This window comes from Actinomadura atramentaria DSM 43919 (assembly GCF_000381885.1).
GTDB lineage: Bacteria > Actinomycetota > Actinomycetes > Streptosporangiales > Streptosporangiaceae > Spirillospora > Spirillospora atramentaria.
In genome coordinates this window covers 197602-222445 of sequence record NZ_KB907217.1, presented here as the reverse complement: position 1 = coordinate 222445, position 24844 = coordinate 197602, and the positions used below count along the sequence as shown (strand labels likewise).

Annotated in this window: 23 protein-coding genes; 10 read left to right on the top strand and 13 right to left on the bottom strand. The window is 74.9% G+C overall.

Going from position 1 to position 24844, the window contains the following annotated elements:
- The first annotated feature begins 4 nt into the window (after window positions 1-4).
- From G339_RS0123275 to G339_RS0123260, 4 genes are all read left to right on the top strand, one after another.
- Window positions 5-1159 carry an acyl-CoA dehydrogenase family protein gene (locus G339_RS0123275; protein ID WP_019633475.1) on the top strand — a complete coding sequence of 385 codons (1155 nt, stop codon included), beginning with the start codon at window positions 5-7 and terminating at the stop codon, window positions 1157-1159.
- Between the two features lie 298 nt (window positions 1160-1457).
- Window positions 1458-2327 (top strand): HalD/BesD family halogenase, encoded by an 870-nt coding sequence (locus G339_RS0123270; protein ID WP_019633474.1) that lies wholly within the window; start codon window positions 1458-1460, stop codon window positions 2325-2327.
- 80 nt (window positions 2328-2407) lie between these two features.
- Window positions 2408-3310, top strand: a complete 903-nt coding sequence (locus G339_RS39075; RefSeq protein WP_019633473.1) for a class I SAM-dependent methyltransferase — start codon at window positions 2408-2410, stop codon at window positions 3308-3310.
- On the top strand, window positions 3307-5133 hold the full coding sequence (locus G339_RS0123260; RefSeq protein WP_019633472.1) for a choline/carnitine O-acyltransferase: 1827 nt from the start codon (window positions 3307-3309) through the stop codon (window positions 5131-5133). Before G339_RS39075 ends, G339_RS0123260 begins: the two co-directional genes overlap by 4 nt.
- Window positions 5134-5170: 37 nt before the next feature.
- Here G339_RS0123260 and G339_RS0123255 read toward each other — a convergent pair whose 3' ends face one another.
- From G339_RS0123255 to G339_RS0123240, 4 genes are all read right to left on the bottom strand, one after another.
- Window positions 5171-5734, bottom strand: a complete 564-nt coding sequence (locus G339_RS0123255) for a P-loop nucleotide/nucleoside kinase family protein (protein ID WP_019633471.1) — start codon at window positions 5732-5734, stop codon at window positions 5171-5173.
- Window positions 5731-6807, bottom strand: coding sequence for an enolase C-terminal domain-like protein (locus tag G339_RS0123250; RefSeq protein WP_019633470.1), 1077 nt, complete (start codon window positions 6805-6807; stop codon window positions 5731-5733). Before G339_RS0123250 ends, G339_RS0123255 begins: the two co-directional genes overlap by 4 nt.
- Window positions 6808-6890: 83 nt before the next feature.
- The gene (locus G339_RS0123245) at window positions 6891-8393 is read right to left on the bottom strand and encodes an LCP family protein (RefSeq protein WP_019633469.1); all 1503 of its coding nucleotides are present in this window, start codon (window positions 8391-8393) and stop codon (window positions 6891-6893) included.
- Window positions 8394-8525: 132 nt separating this feature from the next.
- On the bottom strand, window positions 8526-9962 hold the full coding sequence (locus tag G339_RS0123240) for a GuaB1 family IMP dehydrogenase-related protein (RefSeq protein WP_019633468.1): 1437 nt from the start codon (window positions 9960-9962) through the stop codon (window positions 8526-8528).
- A 662-nt stretch (window positions 9963-10624) separates the two neighbouring features.
- Here G339_RS0123240 and G339_RS0123235 point away from each other — a divergent pair.
- Complete coding sequence (locus tag G339_RS0123235) at window positions 10625-11536, top strand: Lrp/AsnC family transcriptional regulator (protein WP_019633467.1); 912 nt, start codon at window positions 10625-10627, stop codon at window positions 11534-11536.
- A gap of 36 nt (window positions 11537-11572) precedes the next feature.
- On the opposite strand, the gene G339_RS0123230 is transcribed toward G339_RS0123235, so the two are convergent.
- Genes G339_RS0123230 through gmd form a run of 3 tightly spaced genes read right to left on the bottom strand, consistent with a single transcriptional unit; the run spans window position 11573 to window position 14580 of the window.
- Window positions 11573-13174, bottom strand: coding sequence for a Na+/H+ antiporter (locus tag G339_RS0123230; RefSeq protein ID WP_051107932.1), 1602 nt, complete (start codon window positions 13172-13174; stop codon window positions 11573-11575).
- A gap of 57 nt (window positions 13175-13231) precedes the next feature.
- Window positions 13232-13495, bottom strand: coding sequence for a ubiquitin carboxyl-terminal hydrolase 14 (locus G339_RS0123225; protein WP_019633465.1), 264 nt, complete (start codon window positions 13493-13495; stop codon window positions 13232-13234).
- Window positions 13496-13545: 50 nt separating this feature from the next.
- A complete protein-coding gene (gene gmd, locus G339_RS0123220; RefSeq protein ID WP_026341709.1) occupies window positions 13546-14580 on the bottom strand; it encodes a GDP-mannose 4,6-dehydratase in 1035 nt (344 codons plus the stop codon).
- Window positions 14581-14773: 193 nt separating this feature from the next.
- Between gmd and folP the strand changes: the two genes are divergently transcribed.
- Window positions 14774-15619: a dihydropteroate synthase gene (folP, locus tag G339_RS0123215; RefSeq protein ID WP_051107931.1), complete on the top strand. Its 846-nt coding sequence runs from the start codon at window positions 14774-14776 to the stop codon at window positions 15617-15619.
- Window positions 15620-15625: 6 nt separating this feature from the next.
- On the opposite strand, the gene G339_RS0123210 is transcribed toward folP, so the two are convergent.
- The 3 genes from G339_RS0123210 to G339_RS0123200 form a co-directional block, all read right to left on the bottom strand.
- Window positions 15626-16183, bottom strand: coding sequence for a CGNR zinc finger domain-containing protein (locus G339_RS0123210; protein WP_019633462.1), 558 nt, complete (start codon window positions 16181-16183; stop codon window positions 15626-15628).
- 88 nt (window positions 16184-16271) lie between these two features.
- Entirely contained in the window at window positions 16272-16844 is a 573-nt protein-coding gene (locus G339_RS0123205) for a hypothetical protein (protein WP_026341707.1), read from the bottom strand.
- A gap of 324 nt (window positions 16845-17168) precedes the next feature.
- Window positions 17169-18560 (bottom strand): pyridoxal phosphate-dependent aminotransferase, encoded by a 1392-nt coding sequence (locus G339_RS0123200; protein ID WP_019633460.1) that lies wholly within the window; start codon window positions 18558-18560, stop codon window positions 17169-17171.
- 142 nt (window positions 18561-18702) lie between these two features.
- On the opposite strand from G339_RS0123200, the gene G339_RS0123195 reads away from it, so the two are divergent.
- Window positions 18703-19629, top strand: a complete 927-nt coding sequence (locus G339_RS0123195; protein WP_019633459.1) for a LysR family transcriptional regulator — start codon at window positions 18703-18705, stop codon at window positions 19627-19629.
- Here the strand turns inward: G339_RS0123195 and G339_RS0123190 are convergent.
- Window positions 19626-20093: an SCP2 sterol-binding domain-containing protein gene (locus G339_RS0123190; RefSeq protein ID WP_019633458.1), complete on the bottom strand. Its 468-nt coding sequence runs from the start codon at window positions 20091-20093 to the stop codon at window positions 19626-19628. The genes G339_RS0123195 and G339_RS0123190 overlap by 4 nt on opposite strands.
- Before the next feature lie 209 nt (window positions 20094-20302).
- Between G339_RS0123190 and G339_RS0123185 the strand changes: the two genes are divergently transcribed.
- The 3 genes from G339_RS0123185 (at window position 20303) to G339_RS0123175 (ending at window position 24001) form a co-directional block, all read left to right on the top strand.
- Window positions 20303-21040, top strand: coding sequence for a VC0807 family protein (locus G339_RS0123185; protein ID WP_019633457.1), 738 nt, complete (start codon window positions 20303-20305; stop codon window positions 21038-21040).
- Between the two features lie 278 nt (window positions 21041-21318).
- Window positions 21319-22542, top strand: coding sequence for a L,D-transpeptidase (locus tag G339_RS0123180; protein WP_240489874.1), 1224 nt, complete (start codon window positions 21319-21321; stop codon window positions 22540-22542).
- Window positions 22543-22651: 109 nt separating this feature from the next.
- A complete protein-coding gene (locus G339_RS0123175) occupies window positions 22652-24001 on the top strand; it encodes a glycosyltransferase family 4 protein (RefSeq protein WP_019633455.1) in 1350 nt (449 codons plus the stop codon).
- Here G339_RS0123175 and G339_RS0123170 read toward each other — a convergent pair.
- Both G339_RS0123170 and G339_RS0123165 read right to left on the bottom strand, forming a co-directional pair.
- Entirely contained in the window at window positions 23964-24326 is a 363-nt protein-coding gene (locus G339_RS0123170) for a fluoride efflux transporter FluC (protein ID WP_019633454.1), read from the bottom strand. The genes G339_RS0123175 and G339_RS0123170 overlap by 38 nt on opposite strands.
- On the bottom strand, window positions 24323-24799 hold the full coding sequence (locus G339_RS0123165; RefSeq protein WP_019633453.1) for a fluoride efflux transporter FluC: 477 nt from the start codon (window positions 24797-24799) through the stop codon (window positions 24323-24325). The genes G339_RS0123170 and G339_RS0123165 overlap by 4 nt, the downstream gene beginning before the upstream one ends.
- Window positions 24800-24844 lie beyond the last annotated feature (45 nt).

The following is a 24844-nucleotide window of genomic DNA, read 5'->3' as shown; positions in this document are numbered from 1 at the left end:
CCCAGTGACCTACACCGAATCCGAGGAGCGGCGGGCGCTGCGCGCCGCCGTCGCCGAACTCGGCGCCAAGTACGGCCCGGACTACTACATCCGCAAGGCCCGCGCCGGGGAGAAGACCGACGAGCTGTGGCGGGAGGCCGGGCGGCTCGGCTACCTCGGCGTCAACGTCCCCGAGGAGTACGGCGGCGGCGGTGGCGGCATCGGCGACCTGGCCGCCGTCTGCGAGGAGCTGGCCGCCGCCGGGTGCCCGCTGCTGCTCATGGTCGTCTCGCCCGCCATCTGCGCGACGATCATCGCCCGGTCCGGCACCGAGGAGCAGAAGAAGCACTGGCTGCCGCGCTTCGCCGACGGGTCGGTCAAGATGGCGTTCGCCATCACCGAGCCCGACGCCGGGTCCAACTCCCACCGCATCACCACCACGGCCGCCCGCGACGGCGACGGCTGGATACTCAACGGGCAGAAGACGTTCATCTCCGGCGTCGACGAGGCCGACGCCGTCCTGTTCGTCAGCCGCAGCTCCGACCAGAAGGGCAACCTGCGGCCCTCCCTGTTCATCGTCCCGACCGACACCCCCGGCTTCACCTACACGCCCATCGAGATGGAGATCGTCTCCCCGGAGAAGCAGTTCATCTGCCACCTCGACGACGTCCGGCTGCCCTACGACGCGCTCGTCGGGGACGAGGACGGCGGCCTGCTCCAGCTCTTCGCCGGACTCAACCCCGAGCGCATCATGGCGTCCGCGATGGGCGCGGGCATCGGCCGCCTCGCCCTCGACAAGGCCGTCAACTACGCCAAGGACCGGCAGGTCTTCAAGACCCCCATCGGCGCGCACCAGGGCATCGCCCACCCGCTCGCCACCGCCAAGATCGAGCTGGAGCTGGCCCGGCTCATGGGCCAGAAGGCCGCCGCGCTCTACGACGCGGGCGACGACATGGGCGCGGGCGAGGCCGCCAACATGGCCAAGTACGCCACCGCCGAGGCCGCCGTCCACGCCGTGGACCACGCCATCCAGACCCACGGCGGCAACGGCCTCACCAGCGAGTACGGCGTCGGGATGCTCGCCGGGGTCGTCCGCCTCATGCGGATCGCGCCCGTCAGCCGCGAGATGATCCTCAACTTCGTCGCCCAGCACACGCTCGGCCTCCCGAAGTCCTACTAGAGCCCGCGGCGGAGGCCCCGACCGGTGCGTCCGGCGGGGCCTCCGGCGTTCCCGGGCGACGTGAGATGGACCACATCAAAGCGGATTGATGTGATGCGCGACACGAAAACGGGAACCCAAACACACAGGTCAACGCCGGACTCCGAAGACGCCTGCCAAAAAACCCCCGAAAACCCCGGGTGAATTGAGCCATTGCATGTGCTAAAACCCCTCAGAGGTTCGCGGCAAGGCACTCCGAGGCGGACGGGACAACGCTCCGTTCCGCCCGGAACCGCCGGCCCGCGCGGAGAGGATCTTCATGAGCACCGTGGAAGTCCCGGCCCTCGGGCGGATCGTCGACACCGACCGTTATCCACTGGCCGACCCCGGCGGGGCGGCATGGAATTCCATTGTCGAGCGCACCCGCACGGAACTGCGCGGCACCGGCTGCAGCGTGCTGGCCGACTTCGTCCGGCCGGACGCCGTCGCGGCGCTCCGCGCGGAGGGCGCCGCCATCGCCCCCCACGCCCACTACGACGTCGAGACCGTCAACGCCTACAACACCGACGTCACCCGCCCGCTCCCCGACGACCACCCCGGCCGCCTCACCGTCGAGCGCGGCAACGCCTTCGTCCCCCGCGACCGCATCCCCGCCGGGCACGCGATCCACCGGCTCTACACCGACCCGGCGTTCCAGCGGTTCGTCGCCGCGTGCTTCGGCCTCGACCGCGTCCACGAGCTCGCCGACCCGCTCGCCGGGCTGTGCCTCAACGTCGTCGCGCCCGGCATGGAGCACCCCTGGCACTTCGACACCAACGAGTTCACCGTCAGCATGCTCACCCAGCCCGCCGACGAGGGCGGGGTCTTCGAGTACTGCCCCGGCATCCGGTCCGCGCGCGACGAGAACTTCCCCGCCGTCCGCGGCGTCCTCACCGGCGCGGACCTGACGCCCGTCCGCCGCCTCGACCTGCGCCCCGGCGACCTGCAGCTCTTCAAGGGGCGGTACGCGCTGCACCGGGTCAGCCCCGTCGCCGGGCGCACCGCCCGGCACTCGGCGATCTTCGCCTACAGCGAGCGGCCCGGCGTCGTCGGCAGCGTCGCCCGCACCCGCCAGCTCTTCGGCCGCGTCCTGCCCGAGCACCTGGCCGCCGAGGGCCGCGCCGTCCGGGGCGACCGGCTCCTGGACTGACGGGCGCCGCACGCCCGGCCGCGCCCCCGCCCGGCCGGCGCGCCCGCGATCGAGGCCGCCCCGAAACCGGAAGGACTTCCTTGAACACCGGTACCACCGGCAAGATATCGCTCGACCATATTTACTCCCAGCCCGACCCGCGCGGATACTTCGGCACCCTGCGGGAACTCGAATACGGCATTCCCGGGCTCGCCCAGCCGCATTTCCGCGCACTCGCCGACGAATACCGCGCCGCCACCGGCGGCCCCGCCGCGGTGATTCTCGACATCGGCTGCTCCTACGGCGTCAACGCCGCGCTCATGAAATGCGGCGCGACGATGGACGACCTCTACGACCGGTACGCCGGGCCCGGCGCGGACGACCTCGACCGGGCCGCGCTCGTCGAGCGCGACCGCGCGTTCCTGCGCGCCCGCCGCGTCCCCGGCGCGCCGAGCTTCACCGGCCTCGACGCCTCCCGCGACGCCCTCGACTACGGACTGGCCGCCGGGTTCCTCGACGACGCCGTCCACGCCGACCTGGAGACCCGCGACCCCACGCCCGGCCAGCGCGCCCGGCTCGCCCGCGCCGACCTCGTCGTCTCCACCGGCTGCATCGGCTACGTCACCGAGCGGACCATCGCCCGCGTCGTCGAGGCCCAGGACGGCCGCCGGCCCTGGATGGCCCACTTCGTCCTGCGCATGTTCCCCTTCGAGCCCGTCGCCGACGTCCTCGACCGCGCCGGGTACACCACCGTCAGCGACGAGCGCCTGTTCGCGCAGCGGCGGTTCGCCACCGACGACGAGCGGTCCGACGTCCTGGACACCCTCGCCGCGCGCGGCATCGACCCCACCGGGCACGAGACCGACGGCCGGTTCTACGCGCGGCTCCACGTCTCCCGCCCGCGAACGGCCGCCGAGCGCGCCATCATCGACCTCGCGCCCCGCCCGCGCGCGGCGAGCACCACCACCGACACCCCCGTCCAGGAACCCCGAGGAACGACGTGAACACAAGTGACGCCCTGTCCGACCGCACGTTCGGCAACGAGGACGCCCTCCCGCGCGTCCCGCTGCCCGCGCTGGAGGACACCTGCGAACGGTTCGCGGACTGGTGCGCGCCGCTGCTCACCCCCGCCGAGCTCGACGAGACCCGCGCGGCCGTGACCGAGCTGCTCGCCCCCGGCGGCGCGGGCCGCGCGCTGCACGCCGCCCTGGAGCGCTACGACGCGACCGAGGGCGTCCACAGCTGGCTCGACACCTTCTGGCCGTACCGGTACCTCGGCCGCCGCGACCGCATCGCGCTGAACGCGAACTTCTTCTTCCTCTTCCAGAACGCCGGGCTCGGCCAGGACGACCGCGCCGCCGCGCTCATCACCGCCGCCGTCGACTACAAGCTGCGCCTGGACGACGAGCGCGTCCCGCCGGTCGTCCAGCGCGGCCGTCCGCTGTCGATGGAGCAGAACAAGTACCTGTTCTCCGCGACGCGCATCCCCGGCGCGAAGCAGGACACCGTCCGCGTCCCCTACACCGACGCGTGGCCCGGCCACTCCGACGCGCGGCACATCATCGTCCTGCACCGCGCGAACATGTTCCGGATGGACGTCATCGGCCCGGACGGCGCGCCCTACACGCCCGCCGACCTCGCCGCCGGAATCCGCGCCGTCCGCAAGGCCGGGGCCGCCCGCGCCGACGCCGGGACCGCCGTCGGCCACCTCACCACCAAGGCCCGCGCCGAGTGGGCCGCCAGCCGCGCCGCGCTCCTCGCCCTCGACCCCGGCAACGCCGACGCCCTCGACACCGTCGAGACCGCGCTGTTCTGCGTCTGCCTCGACGACCTCGCCCCGCGCGACGACCAGGAGGCGTGCGACCACCTCCTGCACGGCGACAGCGGCAACCGCTGGTTCGACAAGGCCGTCTCGCTGGTCGTCTTCGCGGACGGCACCGCCGGGATCAACATCGAGCACTGCGGCCTCGACGGCACCACGGTCCTCAGCTTCGTCGACGACATGATGAACGCCTCCACCGAGGACCACGCCCGCGGCGCCGGGGCCCGCCCGCAGGGCACCCCGCCCGTCGAGTCCGTCCGGTTCGCCCTGGACGACGGCCTGCGCGCCGACGTCCACGCCGCCGCCCTCGCCTTCGCCGACTACGCCGCCGCGACCGCCACCCGCACCGTCGCGTTCGACGACTTCGGCGCCGACGACGCCAAGCGCCTCGGCATGTCGCCCGACGCGTTCGTCCAGATGGCCTACCAGCTCGCCCACCACCGCGCCAAGGGCCGCGTCGGCGCGACCTACGAGTCCATCGCGACCCGCCAGTACAACCGGGGCCGCACCGAGGCGATGCGCGTCGTCACCCCCGAGTCGGTCGCGTTCGTCGAGGTCATGGCGGACCCCGCCGCCGACGCCGAGCGGCGCCGCGCCGCGTTCCGCGCCGCCGCCGAACGGCACGTCGCGCGCGCCAGGGACTGCCAGGCGGGCCGCGCCCCCGAGCAGCACCTGTGGGAGCTGCAGCTCGTCCAGGAGCGGCGCGGGGCGGAGCTCGGCATCACCGAGACGCCCGCGCTGTACTCGTCGCCGGGCTGGCGGATCATGCGGGACGACTTCCTGAGCACCAGCTCCGCGCCGTCCGTCAACGTGAAGTACTTCGGGTTCGGGTCCACCAGCGCGCAGTGCATCGGCGTCGCGTACGTGCTGCTGCCCGACCGGTTCAACGTGTACCTCAGCACGCCGCGCGCCGTCGCCGACGCGATGGAGTCGTTCGCCGGGCACCTGCGCGACGCCGTCGCCGAACTGCGCGCCCTGCTCGCGGACGACCCCGCGCGGGCCTGACCGGGCGCCCGCGGGACGGCGGCCGCCGCCCCGCGGGTCAGCCCGCGAGCTCCGCGATCCGCGCGGCCAGCTCCGCCGGGCCGCCCCGGTTGTCCACCTCGTCGTGGGGGACCGGCGGCGGCTCCGCCGGGCGCATCCGCGCCGTGAACGCCGCGAAGTCCGCCAGCTTGCCCGCGTCGCGCGGCAGGCCGCGGGCGAGCAGCCGCCGCCGCAGCGTCTCCGCGTCCGACCGCACCCACACCAGCCGCACCGGCGGACCGCCCAGCTCCGCCGTCCACGCCGCCCACCGGTCCGGGTCGCGGATCTGGCCGGTGAACGGGCCGCTCAGCAGCACCGGGCAGCCCGGCGCCCGGATCTCCCGGGCCGCCGCCGTCAGGCCCGCGTACTCGTGGACCTTGACGTGCTCGTCGTACCAGGGGCCCTCGCGCTCACCCGGATCGCGGCCGTGCGCCGCCAGCACCGCCGCCGCGAACGGCCCGTACAGCGTGTCCTTGTCCAGCAGCGCCGGGACGGGCCGCAACCGCGCCAGCAGCAGCGCGCACACCGTGGACTTGCCCGCCCCCGGCGGCCCCGCCACCACCCACACCGTGCCCGGCGTCACGCGGGCAGCCGCATCCGCCGCGTCGCCAGCCGCTCGATGCGCTCGCCGTCGATCTCGTGGCCGAGGCCCGGCTGCGTCAGCGGCACCCCGACGACGCCGCCCGCCGACCGCACCGGCGGCGTCACGAACACCGGGCCGCCCGCCGGGTCGGTCACGCCGCTGGGCAGCGTGCAGCCCGGCAGCGCGGCCAGCGCCACCGCCGCCGCCTGCCCGATCCCGAACGCGCCGACGCCCGTACACCAGACGTCCCAGCCCGCCGCGTACGCGCGGTCGTGCGCGGCGCGCGCCGCCGTCAGGCCGCCGAGCCGGTCGAACCGCAGGTCCAGCGCGCGGCCCGCGCCGAGCGCGATGGCCGCGTCCAGCGTCGCGACGTCGCCCACCGCCGGGGCGACCGCCGCCGTCAGCCGCTGCTGCAGCCGGGCGTGCGCCGCGAGGTCGTCGGACGCGAACGGCCGCGCCACCGCCAGCGGGCCGTAGGCGTCCAGCGCCGCGAGCGCCGCCAGGTGCGCCGGGTCCTCGGTGTAGGCGCAGCCCGCGTCCGCGACGACCGCCAGCGCGGGGAACGCCGCCCGCACCGCGCGCAGCGGCTCGACGTCGCGGCCCGGCCGGACCGCCAGCGTCACCCGCGTGTGGCCCGCGCCGACCGCCCGGTTCACCCGCTCCGGCAGCGCCTCGGCGCCGCCGTCGCGGCCGCCGTCCGGGGAGATCCGCGCGCCCGTCACGATCGACGTGCGGGTCCCGCCGAGCGCGTGCGCCAGCGGCAGGCCCCGGCCCCGGCACCACAGGTCCCAGCAGGCGGTGTCCACGGCCGCCGCCGCGCCGCTGCCGCCCAGCTCGGCGGCCGCCGACACGTCCTCGGGGCGGTCCCAGTCCAGGCCGAGCAGCGCCGGGCCGAGCCGTTCGGCGACGTCGTCCCACACGTCGTCCCGGACGCCGCCGGGCTCCGGGCCGACTGCGGCCTCGCCCCAGCCCACCGCGCCGTCCGCGCCCGCGAGCCGCACCAGGACGCTCTCCGGCCGCCCGCCGCGCCGCAGCCGCACGCGGAAGGCGTCACACGCCACGATCTCGGGCACTCAGCACACATCCCTCCGCCGACCCCGCCGTCACGTTCCATGATCCACCCTCCGGAGCGGGCGGAACGCCGCCGGGCCGGGCGTCAGGACGGGCAGGCCGCCTCCAGCGACACCGGGTGCGAGCCGCCGCCGACCGAACCGCCGTCGTCGTCGTTCTGGCCGCCCGCGGTGGGCGGCGACGCCGGCTCGCCGGACGGGGAGTCCGCCGGGCTCGACGGCGCGGTGGACGGCCCGTCCGCCTTCCCGCCCGACACGGCCTTGGCCGCCAGCCGCCGGATCAGCGCGAAGTCCGGCGCGGCCGTGCTGATCAGCGGCGGGACGAACTGGAGGCTGTCGATCTTCGCGCCGTCCTTCATCCGCCCGGAGAGCTTGATCAGGCTCGGCAGCAGCTTCTCGGGGATGTCGCTGGACAGCGTGTGCTTGGCGGCCGTCGCGAGCCGGTCGAACTTGGTCAGCACCGTCTCGGCGTCGGCCTGCCGGGCGATGGCCCGCAGCAGGCACTTCTGCCGCCCCATCCGGGCGTAGTCGTCGCTGTCGTTGCGGGACCGCCCGTACCAGAGGGCCTCCTTGCCCTTCAGCGTCCGGTAGCCGGGCTGCAGGACGCCGCCCTGGCGGCCGAACGGGATGGGCTGGGTGATCCGGACCTTGACGCCGCCCATCGCGTCCACGATGTCGGCGAACCCGAACATGTCCACCAGGATGTAGTAGTCGACCGGCTGGCCGAGGATGCCGGAGATCGTCTTCTTCAGCAGCGCCGGGCCCCGGTGGTTGCGGGCGACGCCCGGCACCATGTCCGGGTGGTCCTCGGCGTACTCGTAGACCTCGTTGAGCAGCCCCGGCGTGGCCGGGCCGTCGCCGGTGAAGCCCTGCGGGAAGCGGTCGCGGGCCGGGCCGGGCGGGAGCTCGAAGTGCTCCAGGTTGCGGGGGAGGCTCAGCAGGACGGTGTCGCCGGACCTGGTGTCGATGCTCGCGACGGTCATGCTGTCGGTGCGCACGCCCGTCCGGTCCGCCGCGGCGTCGCCGCCGAGCAGCAGGATGTTGACGCGCGACCGCCCGTTCCACGGGTCGGAGGTGTCGACCTCGTGGCCGTCGCTGTCCAGGCCGCCCGCCTGGAAGATGCTGCCGAGCGTGTCCCGCAGGACGAAGATGTGGTGCGCCGCCAGCGCGAACGGGGCCGCGACCACCAGGCACAGCACGAGCACCGCCGACGTCCCCGCCGCGCGCGACAGCACGGCCAGGCCGCCCGGCCGCACCACCAGGTAGCTGCGGACGACCACCGCGATCCACACCAGCGCGACCGCCGCCGCGCCGCCCGCGAACCAGCCCATCAGGTCCGAGCGGCCGACCAGCGGGTACAGGTCGTCGGCGTGGAACGTCCGCAGGTACAGGGCGGTGCCGACGAGCGCGGTGTAGAGCACGAGCAGCAGCGCGCCCGCGACGCGCCGCCCGGCCCACAGGTGGGCGAGTCCCCACACGAGCGCGGACGCCAGCGTCAGCGCCAGCGCCGTCGGCAGGCCCGCGGCCCGCCCGCCGGCGTCGTCCGGGGCGTCGCGACCCGTGCGCCGGCCGTTCGTACGACTCGCCATGTACGCTCCGATTCCCCGCACAAGGTGCTGCCAGCACCAGACCCACATTATGGACGCGCAAAACCGGCGGGAGGTTGGCGGGGAGCGGGCCCCTGACGACACCGACACCGTCTCGTGATCATGGGCGGCGGGTCACCAGCTCGTCGCGAGCGGCATCCCCTCGGCGTAGCCGGCCGCGCCCTGCACGCCGACGGTCGCGCGCTCGTGGAACTCCTCCAGCGTCCGCGCGCCCGCGTAGGTGAACGAGCTGCGCACGCCCGCGACGATGCCGTCCACCAGGTCCTCCACGCCCGGCCGCTGCGGGTCCAGGAACATGCGGGACGCGGAGATGCCCTCCTCGAACAGCGCCTTGCGGGCGCGGTCGAAGGGGGAGTCGTCGGCGGTCCGCAGCGCCACCGCGCGGGCGGAGGCCATGCCGAAGCTCTCCTTGTAGAGCCGCCCGTCGGCGGCGCGCTGCAGGTCGCCCGGCGACTCGTACGTCCCGGCGAACCAGGAGCCGATCATCACGTTGGACGCGCCCGCCGCCAGCGCCAGCGCCACGTCGCGCGGGTGCCGGACGCCGCCGTCCGCCCAGACGTGGCGGCCGAGCCGCCGCGCCTCGGCCGCGCACTCCAGCACCGCCGAGAACTGCGGGCGGCCGACACCGGTCATCATGCGGGTCGTACACATGGCGCCGGGGCCGACGCCGACCTTGACGATGTCGGCGCCCGCCTCGATCAGGTCGCGGGTGCCCTCGGCCGTGACCACGTTGCCCGCGACGACCGGGACGGCCGGGTCGAGCTCGCGGATGGCCCGCAGCGCGGCGAGCATCTTCTCCTGGTGGCCGTGCGCGGTGTCCACGACGAGGACGTCCGCGCCGGACTCCAGCAGCGCCGCCGCCTTGCCCGGCACGTCGCCGTTCACGCCGACCGCCGCGGCGATCCGCAGCCGCCCGGCCGCGTCCACGGCGGGCTGGTAGAGCGTGGCGCGCAGCGCGCCGGTGCGGGTGAGCAGCCCGACGAGCCGTCCCGCCGCGTCCACGACGGGCGCGAGGCGGTGGCCGCCGCCGTGCAGCCGGGTGAACGCCTCGCGCGGGTCGAGGCCCGCGGGCAGCGTCAGCACGTCCGGCGACATGACGTCGCGGAGCTGGGCGAACCGGTCGACGCCCTGGCAGTCGGCGTCGGTGACGACCCCGACCGGCCGGTCGTCGTCCACGACCACGACCGCGTTGTGCGCGCGCTTGCCGAGCAGCGCCAGCGCCTCCCCGACCGTGTCGGTCGGCGCGAGCCGGATCGGGGTGTCCACGACCAGGTCGCGGCTCTTCACCCACGCGACGACCTCGGCGACGACGTCGAGCGGGATGTCCTGCGGGAGCACCGCGATCCCGCCGCGCCGGGCGATGGTCTCGGCCATCCGCCGGCCCGACACCGCCGTCATGTTCGCGACGACGAGCGGGATCGTCGTGCCGCTGCCGTCGGCGGTGGACAGGTCCGCCTCCAGGCGCGACCCGACCGCCGAGCGGCGCGGGACCATGAAGACGTCGTTGTAGGTGAGATCGTGAGCGGGACGCTCACCGTTCAGCAGGCGCACGGCCGTACCACACACCAATCAGGGATCGAGGCTGCTGGACCACCACACATTGTCATCCATACCGGGACATGCCCATGCCAACCGGGGGTAGTCGTCCCGGACCCGGGGCCGAGATCGGCCGCGTGCGGAGTTTTTCCCGGGGCCCGCGCCGCTGACCTGCGGCATCACGAACCCCTTGCGCCACAGGGGCTCCGAGTGGTGACGTCGGCCCCGACGTGAGGTTGATGTCTCGGTAAAGTCACCTCTTGACGTTCTTGCGCGCTCGTTGCACTTTTCTTACATGTGCTTAGGGCGGTCGCGGGTCCGTCGTCGGGCGTCAGAGCGGAACACCGGGAGTCGCGCATGCAGGTCACGCCGCCAGGACGGCTCCCGCGCGCGCCCGCGCCCCGGCGCCCCCGGACGGCGCACAGTGACCAGCGCCACGCCGCCGCACGCGGCCCGCCCCCCGCGCGGTCCCCGGTGATCCGGATCGCGTTGCGCTCCCGCGCCGGTCGGAGCCGCGTCGGATTCGTCCGCCCCCGAGGCGAGCGCCGACGCTTCGACGGCCGCGGGACACGCCGAACACGAACAGGATCAATATTTGACGGGATACCGGCCGGAAATGGAATGATCTTGCAGTTGCCAAATAAACGATCTTTCTACGCATGTCGAGGAGGAGAGCCGTGCTGGATGCGGTCGACGCCGTGCTCGTCCGCGAGCTCCAGCGGGATGGCAGGGCGACGTTCCAGGCGCTCGCCGACCGGGTCGGGCTGTCCCGGACGGCCGTGCGGGCGCGGGTGCAGAACCTTCTCGAAACCGAGGTCGTCCGCGTGGTGGGCATCGTGCACGCCGCGGTCGTGGGCGCCGAGGCCATCGGGCATGTGTCGGTCACCGTGGACGGAGCCGCGCGCGAGGTCGCCGCGGCCGTCGCCGAACGTCCCGCCGTCAGTTTCGCGGCCCTGATCGCGGGGCCGTACGACCTCGTCGCCCAGGTCCGCACCCGCGACGACACCGCGCTCGCGACCGAGATCGACCAGATCCGCGCCGTCCCCGGCGTCCGCTCCGCGGAGGTGTTCCGGTCGGTGACCACCGTCCGCGACGCCCACGCCGTCGTCCGCGATCTCGGCGAGGTCACCCTCGACGACATCGACTGGCGGCTGCTGCAGGAGCTGCAGCGGGACGGCCGGGCGCCCTACACCCGCCTGGCGGGCATCATCGGGCTGTCCCAGGCCGCGACGCGGGCGCGGGTCGTCCGGCTGATGCGGTCCGGCGTCATCCAGGTGACCGGCCTGGCCGACCCGCTGGCCCTCGGCGCCGCCGAGCTCGGCGGGTTCGGGCTGTCGGTCACCGGGTCGCTGCGCCGGGCCGCCGAGGCGGTCGCCGAGCAGGAGGGAGTCCGCTACCTGGCCACCGGCTTCGGCCGGTACGACGTCGTCGGCCTCGCCGAGGCGGCGTCGCGCGCCGAGCTGGTCTCGGTGCTGGACGCCGTCCGGGCGGTGCCGGGCGTCACGGTCCGCGAGTCCTGGCACCATCTGGACATCGTCAAGGAGTCGTACGCGGTCGAGCTGCCGGAGAAGCCCCCGAACGGAATGTGAGGCCCCCCGGGGCCTGGAGGGGGCGGCCGCGGCCGGTCACCGGCGGCCGAGCGCCGCCTCCTCCAGGTCCAGCTCGTGCAGGACCCGGTTCAGCACCTCGTCGTCGATGCGGCGCTCGTCGCGGAGCCGGACGAACGTGGCGCGCTCGGCGGCCAGCATCTCCAGCCGCAGCCGCCGGTACGTCGCGCTCGGCACCTCCGCGCCGCCCTGGCCGGTGCCGCCGCCGAGCCGCTCCCACGCGCGGAACTGCTGGTTCTCCGCCAGTTGCCGCAGCCGCGCCAGCACCTCCTCGTCCAGCGGCTCGTCGCCGCCGGTCAGCTCGTCGAGCCGGTCCAGCGCGGCCCGCGCCGCCGCGTGGTGCGCGCCCGCCTCGGCGAGGGTGTCCTCGTAGCCCTCCCGGCCGCCGCCGACGCCCAGCAGCCGGATCAGCGCCGGGAACGTCAGGCCCTGCACCAGCAGCGTGCCGAGGACGGTCGTGAACGTCAGGAACAGGATCAGGTCGCGGCCGGGGAACGTCCGCCCGGCGTCGGTGGCGAACGGGATCGCGAACGCCGCCGCCAGCGACACCACGCCCCGCATCCCCGCCCACGCGACGACGACGTGGCCGCGCCAGCCGATCGCGGCCCGGCTCGCCCGCTGGCGGCGCGAGAACAGCGCCGGGACGTAGCCCGTCGCGAACACCCACGCGAACCGCGCCGCCACGGTGGCGACGAAGACGGCCGCCGCCCACCAGACGAGCTGCGTCCAGCCGCCGCCCGACAGCCCGTGGACGACCGGCGGGAGCTGCAGCCCGATCAGCAGGAACACCACCGACTCCAGGAAGAAGTCGACGACCTTCCAGAACGAGTGCCCGATCAGCCGCGTCACCGCGGGCGACTCGGTGAACCGGTGCCCGAGGTACAGGCCGCTCACGACCACCGCGATGACGCCGGACGCCCCCAGCGCCTCCGCGATCAGGTACGCCGCGAACGGCACGGTGATCGCCAGCGCGTTCTCCACCAGCGGGTCGCGCAGCCGCGTCCGCAGCCAGTGCAGCGGCGGCCCGAGCGCCAGGCCGATCGCCGCGCCCGCCACCGCCGCGAACGCGAACCGGCCGACGCCCTCCCCGAGCGAGAAGCCCGCGCCGACCGCCGCCGCGAGCGCGACCCGGAACAGCGTCAGCGCCGTCGCGTCGTTGAACAGGCTCTCGCCGACCAGGATCGTCACCAGCCGGCGCGGCAGCCCGAGCCGCTGCGCGACGCCCACCGCCGCGACCGCGTCCGGCGGCGCGACGATCGCGCCGAGCACGAACGCCGACGCCAGCGGCAGGCCCGGCACCAGCCACCACGCGGCGTAGCCCACCGCGATCGTGCTGAACACCACCAGCCCGACCGACAGCAGCCCGATCGGCCGCAGGTTCTCCCGCATGTTGTAGTACGAGCTGTTCCACGCCGCCGAGAACAGCAGCGGCGGCAGGAACACGTACAGGACGAACTCGGGTTCGAGCTCGAACTCCGGGACGCCCGGCGCGTACGAGAGGGCGAGCCCGGCGATCACCAGGGCGAGCGGCGCGGCGAAGCCGGTCCGCCGCGCGAACGCCGCGACGATGAGCGCGCTCACCGGTACCGCCAGCAGCCAAAGTGCGTGTGTCGCTCCCACGGGGCGATCATGGCACGGTCCGGGCGGTCGCCCGTCCGGCGGTCTGCCCGGGGTCGCTCAGACCAACTGCTCGTCCACGAAGCACCAGCGCCAGTCCTCGCCCTGCTCGAACGAGCGGACGATCGGATGGCCCGTCGCCTCGAAGTGCGCCGTCGCGTGCCGGCGCGGCGAGGAGTCGCAGCAGCCGACGTGCCCGCAGGTCAGGCAGAGCCGCAGGTGGACCCAGCGCGACCCCTCGGCCAGGCAGTCCTCGCAGCCCTCCGGGGTCCGCGGTGACGGGGTGTCGGCGGGCAGTTCCGCCACGTGTTCGCAGGTGCTCATGGGATCTCCCTACCCGGCGCCGCACGGTGCCGCGCCGCGCCGTCCGAACGTCACCAGTGGTCGGGGCTGACGGGCTCGTCCTCGGGGCGGGCGGAGCCGCCCAGCAGCCGCAGGTCCGACTCGACCATCATCGTGACCAGCTCCTCGAAGCCGACCTCGGGCTCCCAGCCGAGCTGCTCGCGGGCCTTCTTGGGGTCCGCGCAGAGCAGGTCGACCTCGGCGGGCCGCGTGTAGCGCTCGTCCAGGACGACGTGCTCGCGCCAGTCCAGGCCGGCGCTGCGGAACGCGAACTCCACCAGGTCCCGCACCGACTGGGTGCGGCCCGTCCCGATGACGTAGTCCTCGGGGGACTCCTGCGCGAGCATCATCCGCATCGCGCGGGCGTAGTCCCCGGCGTAGCCCCAGTCCCGGCGGGCCTCCAGGTTGCCCAGGCGCAGCTCGGTCGCCAGGCCCAGCTTGATCCGCGCGACGCCGAGGGTCACCTTGCGGGTGACGAACTCCGCGCCGCGCCGGGGCGACTCGTGGTTGAACAGGATGCCGCTCACCGCGAACATCCCGTAGGACTCGCGGTAGTTCTGCGTGATGTAGTGCCCGTAGGTCTTGGCGACGCCGTACGGGCTGCGCGGGTGGAACGGCGTCTTCTCGTTCTGCGGCGTCTCCCGGACCATCCCGAACATCTCCGAGGACGACGCCTGGTAGAAGCGGATCTGCCCCCGGTCCGGGGTGCGGGACGCGCTGACGCCCGACACGACCCGGATGGCCTCCAGCACCCGCAGCACGCCCATACCGGTGACCTCGGCGGTCAGCTCCGCCTGCTGCCACGACATCGGGACGTAGGAGATCGCGCCGAGGTTGTAGACCTCGTCGGGCTGGACCCGCTCCACGGCGGAGATCAGGCTGCCCTGGTCGAGCAGGTCGCCCGTCGTGATCTGGACGTCGCCGATGTGCTTGCGCAGCCGCGACACGTGCGGATTGGCCTGCCCGCGCACCAGGCCCCACACCTCATACCCCTGCTCCAGCAGATGCTCGGCGAGGTACGAGCCGTCCTGCCCGGTGATGCCGGTGATGAGTGCTCGCCTGGACAGCGGATCCTCCTGGCTGAATTAGGTCCCGTACCGGACGAACTCCGCAACGGGCGTGAAACACGAGGTTAGCGACCGCCGGGGGATGCTGACGAGCGAGGGCGGCCGATTGAACCGAATTTGCTTCGACGGCACGCGGCGGGGCGGGCCGCGCGGTCGCCTGGCAGTGCGCGCCCCGATGTGCGACCGTGTGGTCATGCCGTCCGCCGAGACCTCCGCGCCGCTGCGCCCGAACGGCCGCCCCGTCCGCCGCCGGGCGGTCATGGCCGTCGTCAACCGCACCCCCGACTCGTTCTTCGACAAGGGCGCGACGTACGGGTTCGGGGCGGCGCTGGAGGCCGTCGACCGGGTCGTCGCGGCGGGCGCGGACATCGTGGACATCGGCGGCGTCAAGGCCGGCCCCGGCGAGGACGTCGACGCCGCCGAGGAGCGCCGCCGCGTCGTGGACCTCGTCGCGGCCGTCCGCGAGCGGCACCCGGACACGGTGATCAGCGTCGACACCTGGCGGGCCGAGGTCGGCGCGGCCGTCGCCGAGGCCGGCGCGGACCTGCTCAACGACACCTGGGGCGGCGCGGACCCCGAACTGGCCGCCGTCGCCGCCCAGTACGGCACCGGGCTCGTCTGCGCCCACCCCGGCGCGCTGGAGCCCCGGATGCGCCCGCACCGGGCCGCGTTCGACGACGTCGTCGCGGACGTCCTGGACCGGGTCCTCGGCGAGGCCGAGCGCGCCCTGGCGCTCGGCGTCCCGCGCGACGGCATCGTCATCGACCCCGCGCACGACTTCGGCAAGAACACCCGGCACTCGCTGGAGATCACCCGGCGGCTCGGCGAACTGGCCGCGACCGGCTGGCCCGTGCTCGTCGCGGTGTCCAACAAGGACTTCATCGGGGAGACGCTGGACCGGCCGGTGGGGGAGCGGGCGGCGGGCACCACGGCCGTGCTCGCGCTGTCGGCGTGGCTGGGCGCGAGCGTCTTCCGCGTCCACGACGCGGCGGCCGCCCGCCGGGCGCTGGACGCCGTCGAGGCGCTCGCCGGGCGCTGAGACGGGTCAGGACGCCGCTTCGCGCCGCCGCGCCCGGTACGCCGCCACGTGGAGCCGGTTCCCGCACGTCCGGCTGTCGCAGTACCGGCGGCACCGGTTGCGCGACAGGTCCACCAGGACGCGCTCGCAGCCCGGCGCCGCGCAGCCCCGCAGCCGCTCCAGCTCCCCGGCCGCCACCACGTGCGCCAGCGCCATCCCGCAGTCCGCCGCCAGCCACTCGCCGAGCGGCGCGCCCGGCGCGGAGAAGTGGACGTGCCAGGGATGGCCGTCGTGGTCGGTGAGGCGCGGCGCGGGCCGGACCCGCCCGACGATCTCGTTGACGACCGGCACGGCGGCCGCCGCGTCCGCCGCGCGGAACACGGCGTGGAACCGGTCCCGCAGCGCGCGGGCCGCCGCGACGTCGGCGTCGGTGAGCGGCGCGGCGCCGCCGATCCGGTTCCGGACGGTGAAGGCGCGCAGCGCGGGCAGGCCGTCGAGCCGGTCGGCGCCGGCCGCGGCCGGGCCCGTGTTGACCAGATCGGCGACCGCCGTCAGCGCGTGGACGGCGTCATGGGCGAAGACCAAGGGTGGGACTCCCGTCTCCGGGGGGTGACCGGGGGCAAGGGCCGGAGCCAACCCTATGCCGCGGTCCCGGCGGCGTCCCGTGCCGGGGTCAGCGCGCGTAGTGCGGGTCGGCGACGACCGGGTAGAACGCGCCCTCGTGCCGGACGCGCATCGTCAGCGCGCCGCCCTCCAGCGCGTAGTCGGCCTTCACCGGCCGGAACATCGAGTCGCACGCCCACGGGCTGTAGAGCCGCCCGACCGTCGCGCCGTACCGCTGGTGGACGACGTCGAACCCGCCGGACGGCATCGCCTCCAGCGTCAGGCCGTCCGGCAGCGCCAGCGGGAACCGGAACGCCGCCGGGGCGTCCGGGCCGTGGATCACGGTGAGCAGCCGGATGCCGCCGACCGTCGTCTGGGCGAGCAGGTCGGTGTCGACGTCCACGCCGACGTAGGCGCGCAGCGTCGGCCGCAGCACCTGCGCGACGGTGTCCGCCGCGGTGACGTCCAGGCCGATGTGCAGCCGCTGGCCGTCGCGCGTGGGCACCCACACGCCGTCGCGGGCGCGCTGGCCCCATGCGACGTCCGGGTCGTCGTGCTCGCGGGGCTCGTTGCGCCCCCGCGCGACCAGCACCCGGGAAGCCGCGCTCATCGCGGCGGCCGCGCCGTCCCGTGCGTGCCTCATCGCGGCCCCCTTGCCCTCCGGGCGGCGTCCCGCGCCGCCGCGCCGCTCCATGCCGCCGGCGCGCGTGCGCGCGCCGTGAACCGTGTCCTGTCCGAGTGGGCGCGGGGCGGCGGGTCCGTCGCGGGAGCGGCCGCGGCGCGGCGCCGACCCCGTGCGACGTTGGACCTTACACCACCTTTATCTCGATCTTTGTCGGTATCCGGTGCAGGTCGTCCGGCGGTCCGGGGCGCGGTGCGCCGCCCGTCCCCGGGTGCCCGATTCGCGCGCGCGAGACGGCGGCGGGGACGCGGGGCGCGGCCGGGCGGGAGGGCCGCGCCCCGCCGGTCAGACGGCCGAGGGCGCGCGGTCCCGGGCGCGGACGTCGGCGAGGACGGCCGAGAGCCGGTCCAGCGCCCCGGCGATCCACGGGAGCGCCGCCGGGTCGGCGGAGTCCAGGGCGGCGAGCCGCCGCGCGTCGGTGTCGCCGTAGAGCAGGCTCGGCGCGACGCGCATCCGCAGCGCGGCGGGGTCGTCGCCGAACACCGAGCCAGGCAGGACCCCGACGCCGTACCGGTCGAGCAGCAGCGCGGTGAGGTCCGCGCCGGTCCGGACGCCGTGCGCCGCGCGCAGGCGCTCCCGCAGCGGCTCCAGGTCCGGGTAGACGTAGAACGCGGCCTCCGGCGGGCGGACGAGCGCGCCCGCGTCCCGGAACCGGTCCGCGACGGCCGTCGCCACGGCCGCGTGCAGGCGGCGGCTGCGCGCCACGTGCTCGACCAGCTCGGGCGGCTCGCGGAACGCGTACGCGGCGGCGTGCTGCATCGGCGCGGGCGGGCTCGACCAGATCTCGCTGCCGATGCCGACCAGCGACGCGCGCAGCGCCCGCCCGAACGGGCCGTGCGGCAGCCGCGCGACGCCGATCCGCCAGCCGCCCGCGGCGAGCTGCTTGCTGAGGGCGGTCGTCACGACCGTCCGCTCGGGCGCGTACCGGGCGGCGCTCGCGACCTCGCGGGCCGGGTCGTGGACGAGGTCGCGGTAGATCTCGTCGCAGATGATCACCAGGTCGAGGTCGCGCGCGGCCGCGCAGACCCGCGCGACCGTCTCCGGCCGCGCCAGCGTGCCGGTCGGGTTGTCGGGCAGCGTCAGCACGACCGCGCGGACGGTGCGGCCGACGGCGCGGGCGCGGACGACCGCGTCGGCGAGCAGCGCCGGGTTCGGCACGCCGCCCTCGCCGGGCGGCGTCGCGACCCGGATCGGCAGCGCGCCCGCCAGCTCGGTCTGCGCGGCGTAGGTGACCCAGCTCGGCGCGGGCACGACGACGTCGCCGCCGAGCGCGGCCAGCAGCCCGAACAGCAGCGCCTTGCTGCCCGGCCCGGCCACGACGAGGTCGGGGTCGGTGGGCAGGCCGCGCCGCTCCCAGTACCCGGCGGCGGCCGTGCGCAGCGCCGCCGACCCGGCGACCGGGCCGTAGGCGCCGCGGTCGGCGGCGGCCGACAGCTCGCGGACGAGCGCGGGGTGGATCGGGATGCCCGCCTCCCCGAAGCCGAGCGGCAGGACGCTCGCGCCCGCGCCGCGCTTTCGGGCGAGCGCCTCGTTGACGGCGAGCGTCGGCGAGAGCGGGACGGGGCGCAGCGGAACGGACGGCTCGGGCGGATCGTGGGGATCGTGGGGTTCGGACAGGTCTGACGTGTCGGACGGATCGGCGGCGGTCCGCGTGCCGGACGCGGCAGAGGCGAGCATGAAGAGGCTCCAGGTCAGACGATTCAGGGCGATGGCGCGGAGGACTCCGCGAGAACGAACCGGCCGGTTCCGTCTTCAACCCTGCCCCGGCACTAGCATCAACACAAGCGAGTCTCACCGATGCCGACCGTAAGGAACGCTGATGCTCGATCTCCGGCGGCTCCGCCTGCTCGCGGAGTTCGCCCGGCGCGGCAGCATCGCCGCGACCGCCGCCGCGCTCGGCTACACGCCCTCGGCCGTCTCCCAGCAGCTCGCCGCGCTGGAGCGCGAGGCGCGCGTCCCGCTGCTGGACCGCACCGCCCGCAGCGCCGAGCTGACCGACGCGGGCCGCCGCCTGGCGCGCCGCGCCGAGGAGATCCTGGACCTGGTGGAGCGCGCCGAGGCCGAGCTGTCCGCGCACGCCGACCTGCCGGTCGGGCGGGTCGTGGTCACCGCGTTCCCCACGGCGGCCGTCGCGTTCGCGCCCGCGCTCGCGCGCAGCCTGGCCGAGCACAGCGGGCTCACGTTCGTCCTGCGCCAGACCCGCCAGGACGACGGGATTCGCCAGGTGCGCGGCGGCGAGGCCGACATCGCGCTCGTCGACGACTGGACCGGCACGCTCCCCGAGGAGGCCCCCGCCGCGCTGGAGTTCTTCCGCATCCGCCGCGACCCGCTCGTGCTCGCCGTCCCACCCGACCACCCGCTGTCGGACCCCGGGCGGCCGGTGGACCTGCGCGGGCTGCGCGACGAGCCGTGGATGGCCGCGCCGCGCGGCGAGCCGTCCCGCGAGGCGGTCGAGCGGCTGCTGGACACCGTCGGCGGCGCGCGGCCGGTGCCGTGGGAGTTCGAGGGGCTGCACACGATCCTCAGCCTCGTCGCGCGGGGCGTCGGGATCACGGCCGTGCCCGCGCTCGCCCTGGCGGCGGCGGACCGGGCCGTCGCCGTCCGCCGCCTGCCGGGCTGCGACCTGTCCCGCGAGGTGTACGCGGTGACGCGCGGCGCGAGCGTGCGCCGCCCGCCCGTCGCGGCGACGCTGCGGGCGCTCTACGCGGCGGCGCGCACCGCCTGGCCGGGCGAGCCCCCAGGCTAGTGGTAGTCGAACCAGCCCTGGAGGCGCGCGGCGAACAGCAGGTCGCCGGTCACCCTGATCCGGCCGGTCATCACGGCCGTGACGCCGTTGAGCGTCCCCGCGCACAGGCGCAGCAGGTCGGGCAGCCGCACGCTGAACGCCGCCTTGGGCGAGTCGGGCGCGCCGCGCGACGCCTCCGCGCGGCCCTCCGCGATCTGCAGGGCGTAGACGTGGTCGCCGTCCGGCCCCCGCACGTCCCAGCGGACGGTGCCGCGCCGCCGACCCGCCTTGGCGGGCAGCAGCCGCGCCGCCATCAGCGCGAACAGCCGGTCCAGGATCTCGGCGGTCCCGGCCGCCGCCGCGAACTCCTCGACCACGGCTTCGTCCACGCCGGGCAGCTCCAGCAGCGCCCGCAGCTCGGCGGGCGTGCCCACCGCACCGACCAGTTCGGCCAGGCCGCCGTCCCGCGGCTCCGTCTCGGTCATCGCCGTTCTCCTCCCGCGGTCCACGCGCACCACTATTCAACGGGCCATTCAATAGGGTCAAGGGGGCGACGGCGAACTTCCGCCGAGGTCACGCATCACATCGCGTACCTTGGGCAGGACTCACGGACCACCGACCTCGAAACACCGACCACGGACCACCGACCCCCGGCCGCCCGGCCGGGCCGACCCGATGCGGGGGGACACGCCGCATGGACGATGCCACGGTCGACGCCGTCGACGCCCCGGCCACCGGTACGAATACCAGCACGGGTAGCAGCACGGGCGCCAGCCTGGAACCCGTCCGCGACCACGGCCGCGCGCACGCGTTCGAGATGCCGCGCATCCGCGCGCTGCTCCTGCACGCCGCCCCGCGCGTGCTGGAGGGCGTCATCGCGCCCGTCGCGGTGTTCTACGCGGCGTTCGCGCTGCTCGGTCTGAGCGGCGGCATGGTCGCCGCCGTGGTGTGGGTGTACGGCGGGATCGTCTACCGGCGGCTGCGCGGCCACCCGGTCACCGCGACGCTCCTGCTCGCGGCCGTCGGCGTGACGGTCCGCGCGGTGCTCGGCGTCGCCACGCACAGCGCCGTCGTCTACTTCCTGCAGCCGACGCTCGGCACGATGCTGATGGCGATGGTGTTCCTGGCCTCGGTGCCGCTCGGCCGCCCGCTGGCGCAGAAGCTCGCCACCGAGATGGTGCCGATGCCCGAGGCGTTCCTGAAGCACCGCCGCGTCCGCCGCTTCTTCCTGCGGATCTCGCTGCTGTGGGCGTTCGTGCTGTTCGCCAACGCGCTGATCAGCCTGTGGATGCTGTTCCACCAGTCGGTGGGGACGTACGTGTGGGCGCGCAGCGGGCTCGTCATCGGGATCGGGGCCGTGGGCGCGGCCGTCTCGGTGTGGTGGTTCCGCCGCCTGCTCCGGCATGTGAACCCCCGGCCCACCGCCGCCTGACCCCCTTTCCAGGGCCGCCGCGCCTTCCGGCCGCGAACTTTTCCCGGTTCGCGGCCGTCTTCTTTTCCCGGAGAACGGGATGCTCCGGACTATCCGGGTCATCCTCCCGCCCGGGTCCGGCGTCCGCGTCGCCGCCCGGACGGCCGTCGTCCGGGGGTCCTGGCCTGTGTTGCAACGCTTTGATCTCAGAGATCCCGGTTTCCCCGTGACGTGGCAGAATCATCGGCTTTTGTCGCTAATGTCAATGCGGGACGGACGGCGGGGTCTGGAGGGTGACGGTGCAACGACGGCTTTCCGCGGGTGTGCGGGCGGGCGCGGGTCTGGCAGGGGCCGTGCTGGTCTTCGCGACCGCGTGCTCGGGCGGCGAGGAGGGCGACGGCGTCACGGTCGGCGACACCGCCGAGGCCGGTGCGCCCCAGGTCGTGGTGACCCCCGGCGACGGCGAGGGGAAGGCCAAGCCCGAGGACGGCGTCCAGGTCAAGGTCACCGGCGGGACGATCCAGCAGGTCACCGTGACCCGCAAGGGCAAGCCCGTCGAGGGCGCGCTGACCGGCGACAAGACCGGCTGGAAGTCGCGCACGCTCCTCCCCGGCTCCGCGTACCAGGTCTCGGCCGTCGCGGTGAGCCCGAAGGGCAAGACCACGACCGTCCAGGCGAGCTTCCGCACGCTCAAGGCGGCGAACCAGCTCCGCGTCGTGGACGTCGTCCCGAACGCGGGGGAGAAGGTCGGCGTCGGGATGCCGATCCAGGTGACCTTCAACCAGCCCGTCAAGGACCGCGAGGCGGTCGAGGCGGCGCTGGAGGTCAAGTCCACCAAGCCGGCCACCGGCGCGTGGCGGTGGCTGAGCGACACCCAGGTCGTGTTCCGCACCGAGAAGTACTGGCAGGCGAACCAGAAGGTCAGCCTCAAGGCCAAGATCGGCGGCGTGAAGTCCGGCGCCAGGACGTACGGCGTCGCGGACTTCAACCGGTCCTTCAGGATCGGTGACGAGCACATCATCACCGCCAGCACCAAGACCCACAAGCTCGTCGTGAAGAAGAACGGCGTCAAGGTCAAGAGCTGGGGAATCAGCGCCGGGCGCGGCGGCCGCGTCGTCAACGGGGTCGACACCTACCTGACGACCAGCGGCGTCCATCTGACGATGGGCAAGGAGAACCCGGCGATCATGACGTCGGAGTGGATGGGCGTGAAGCCCGACGAGCCGGGCGGCTACAAGGAGGTCATCCCGTTCGCGGTGCGGATCTCCGACAGCGGCGAGTACATCCACTCGATGGCCTCGACCGTCTGGGCGCAGGGCCACCAGAACGTCAGCCACGGCTGCCTGAACTCCTCGCCCGCCGCCGCGCAGTGGTTCTACAAGTTCTCCTACCGCGGCGACCCGGTGATCATCAAGGGCACGTCCCGCAAGCTCCAGTGGAACAACGGCTGGAGCTACTACCAGATGTCGTTCGCCTCGTGGGTGAAGGGCGGCGCGCTGGACCGGCCGGTCACCACGGGCTGATCACCACCGGCTGATCACCAGCCGGCACGGCGGACGGTCCGGGAGGATTGGACGACCGGCGCGCGGGGGACGCATCCGGACAGGAATCCCAGCTCGGATCGGGGGACTTGTGCCGGGCCGTACCGTCCTGTCCGCCGTCCTGTCGTCCAGGACGCCGCGCGGCGCGCTCCGCCGCGCGCTGCCGACCCCGCTGCCGCCGCTGCGCCGCGCGGCCCTGCTCGCGCTGCGGGCGCTGGCCCGCGCCCGGCCGGCGCGGCGGCCCGCCCGCCGCCCGCGCGTCGCGATCCTGCTCCGGCACGCGTACGGCACCGGCGGCACGGTCCGGACCGTCCTGGCGACCAGCGGGCATCTCGCGCGCGAGCACGACGTGGAGGTCATCAGCCTCGTCCGGGAGCGGGCCGAGCCGTTCTTCCCCGTCCCGGACGGCGTCGCGATCACCGTCGCCGACGACCGCACCCGCCCGCACGGCCGCGTCGCGCGGCTGCTGTCGCGGCTGCCCAGCGTCCTGCTGAGCGTCGAGCCGGGCACCGCCCGCGAGACGCTGTGGACGGACGTGCGGCTCGCCCGGCTGCTGCTCGCGTCCCGCGCGGACGTCCTCATCGGCACCCGGCCCAGCCTGAACCTGCTCATCGCCGAGACCGCCCCGCCCGGCGTCGTCACGATCGGGCAGGACCACATGAACCTGCGGTCGTACCGGCCGGGGCAGCGGTCCCGCATCCGGCGCGGCTACCCGCGGCTGACGGCGCTGACCGTCCTCACCGAGGCCGCCCGCGAGCAGTACGCGGCGGCGCTCGCCGGGACGGGCGTGCGGATCGTCCGCATCCCGAACGCGCTCGCCACGCCGCCCGGCGCGCCGTCGCCGCGCACCGACCGGGTCGTGCTCGCGGCGGGCCGCCTCGTCCGGCAGAAGGGCTTCGACCTGCTGCTGGACGCCTACGAGCCGCTGGCCGCCGAGCGCCCCGACTGGACGCTGCGGATCTTCGGCTCCGGCGCGCACCGCGCCCGGCTCGCCGCGCGGATCGCCGAGCGCGGACTGACCGGGCGCGTGGAGCTGCGGCCCCGCACCGCCGACCTGGCGGGCGAGATGGAGCGCGCGTCGGTCTACGCGCTGTCGTCGCGGTACGAGGGCATGCCGATGGTCGTGCTGGAGGCGATGAGCAAGGGCCTCGCGGTCGTCGCGTTCGACTGCCCGACCGGCCCCGCCGAGATGATCGCGCACGGCGCGGACGGGCTGCTGGTCCCGCCCGGCGACGTCGCGGGCCTGACGGCGGCGCTCCGGCTGCTCATGGACGACGCCGACCTGCGCGACGAGCTGGGCGAGCGCGCCCGCGCGTCCGTCCGCGCCTACGACCCCGACTGGATCGCGCCGCGCTGGCTCGCGCTCGTCGACGACCTGACCGCCCGGCCCGCCCGCCGCGCCGTCACCCCGCGACGGCCTGCGCCACGGCCATCCCGGTGAACACCGCGCCGAGCCCGGCGGCGATGCTCGCCGCGACGTTGAGGAACGCCATGAGCCGCGCGCCGTCCTCGTACAGCCGCAGCGTCTCGTAGCTGAACGTCGAGTACGTCGTCAGCGCCCCGCAGAACCCGGTGCCGAGGAACGCCGCGAGCGCCGTGCCCGCCGGGAGCCCGGCGAGGAACCCCAGCAGCGCCGACCCGGCGACGTTCACGCCGAACGTCCCCCAGGGGAACAGCGTGTCGTGCCGGGACTGGACGGCCCGGTCGGTGAGGTACCGCAGCGGCGCGCCGAGGGCCGCGCCGAGCGCGACGAGCAGGACGGTCACGCCCGCCCCCCGCGCAGCCGGGCGGCGGCGCGCGCGGCCGTCACGCCCGTCCAGACCGCGACCAGCGCCGCGACGGCCGTCCCGGCGAGGTAGGCCAGGGCGGTGCCCGCGCTCCCGGCGCGGACGGCCTGCTCGAAGTCCACCGCGTACGTCGAGAACGTCGTGTACCCGCCGAGCACCCCGACGCCGAGGAACGGCCGGGTGAGCGGGTGGACCTCGAACGTCTCCAGGATCAGGACCATCAGCACGCCGATGAGGAAGCAGCCCGAGACGTTGATCCAGAACGTCGCCCACGCGAACTCGCCCGCGCCGTGCGGGAACGCGCCGCCGATCCCGTAGCGGGCCAGGGCGCCGAGCGCGCCGCCCGCGGCGATGGCCGCGAGCGTCCCCCACGGCGCGCGGCGCAGTTCGAGGCGCTGCGCGGGGACGTCGAGGTCGATGTCGGGATCGACGGGCGGTTCGGGCGGCGCCATGATCTCCCCACCAGAGGTCGGCGCCCGCGGGACGCGGGCGCTCCG

Coding starts and splice junctions, on each gene's coding strand:
- G339_RS0123270 (WP_019633474.1), top strand. CDS start 1,458: ATGAGCACCGTGGAAGTCCCGGCCCTCGGGCGGATCGTCGACACCGAC.
- G339_RS0123245 (WP_019633469.1), bottom strand. CDS start 8,393: ATGGCGAGTCGTACGAACGGCCGGCGCACGGGTCGCGACGCCCCGGAC.
- G339_RS0123225 (WP_019633465.1), bottom strand. CDS start 13,495: ATGAGCACCTGCGAACACGTGGCGGAACTGCCCGCCGACACCCCGTCA.
- folP (WP_051107931.1), top strand. CDS start 14,774: ATGCCGTCCGCCGAGACCTCCGCGCCGCTGCGCCCGAACGGCCGCCCC.
- G339_RS0123205 (WP_026341707.1), bottom strand. CDS start 16,844: ATGAGGCACGCACGGGACGGCGCGGCCGCCGCGATGAGCGCGGCTTCC.
- G339_RS0123200 (WP_019633460.1), bottom strand. CDS start 18,560: ATGCTCGCCTCTGCCGCGTCCGGCACGCGGACCGCCGCCGATCCGTCC.
- G339_RS0123195 (WP_019633459.1), top strand. CDS start 18,703: ATGCTCGATCTCCGGCGGCTCCGCCTGCTCGCGGAGTTCGCCCGGCGC.
- G339_RS0123190 (WP_019633458.1), bottom strand. CDS start 20,093: ATGACCGAGACGGAGCCGCGGGACGGCGGCCTGGCCGAACTGGTCGGT.
- G339_RS0123185 (WP_019633457.1), top strand. CDS start 20,303: ATGGACGATGCCACGGTCGACGCCGTCGACGCCCCGGCCACCGGTACG.
- G339_RS0123165 (WP_019633453.1), bottom strand. CDS start 24,799: ATGGCGCCGCCCGAACCGCCCGTCGATCCCGACATCGACCTCGACGTC.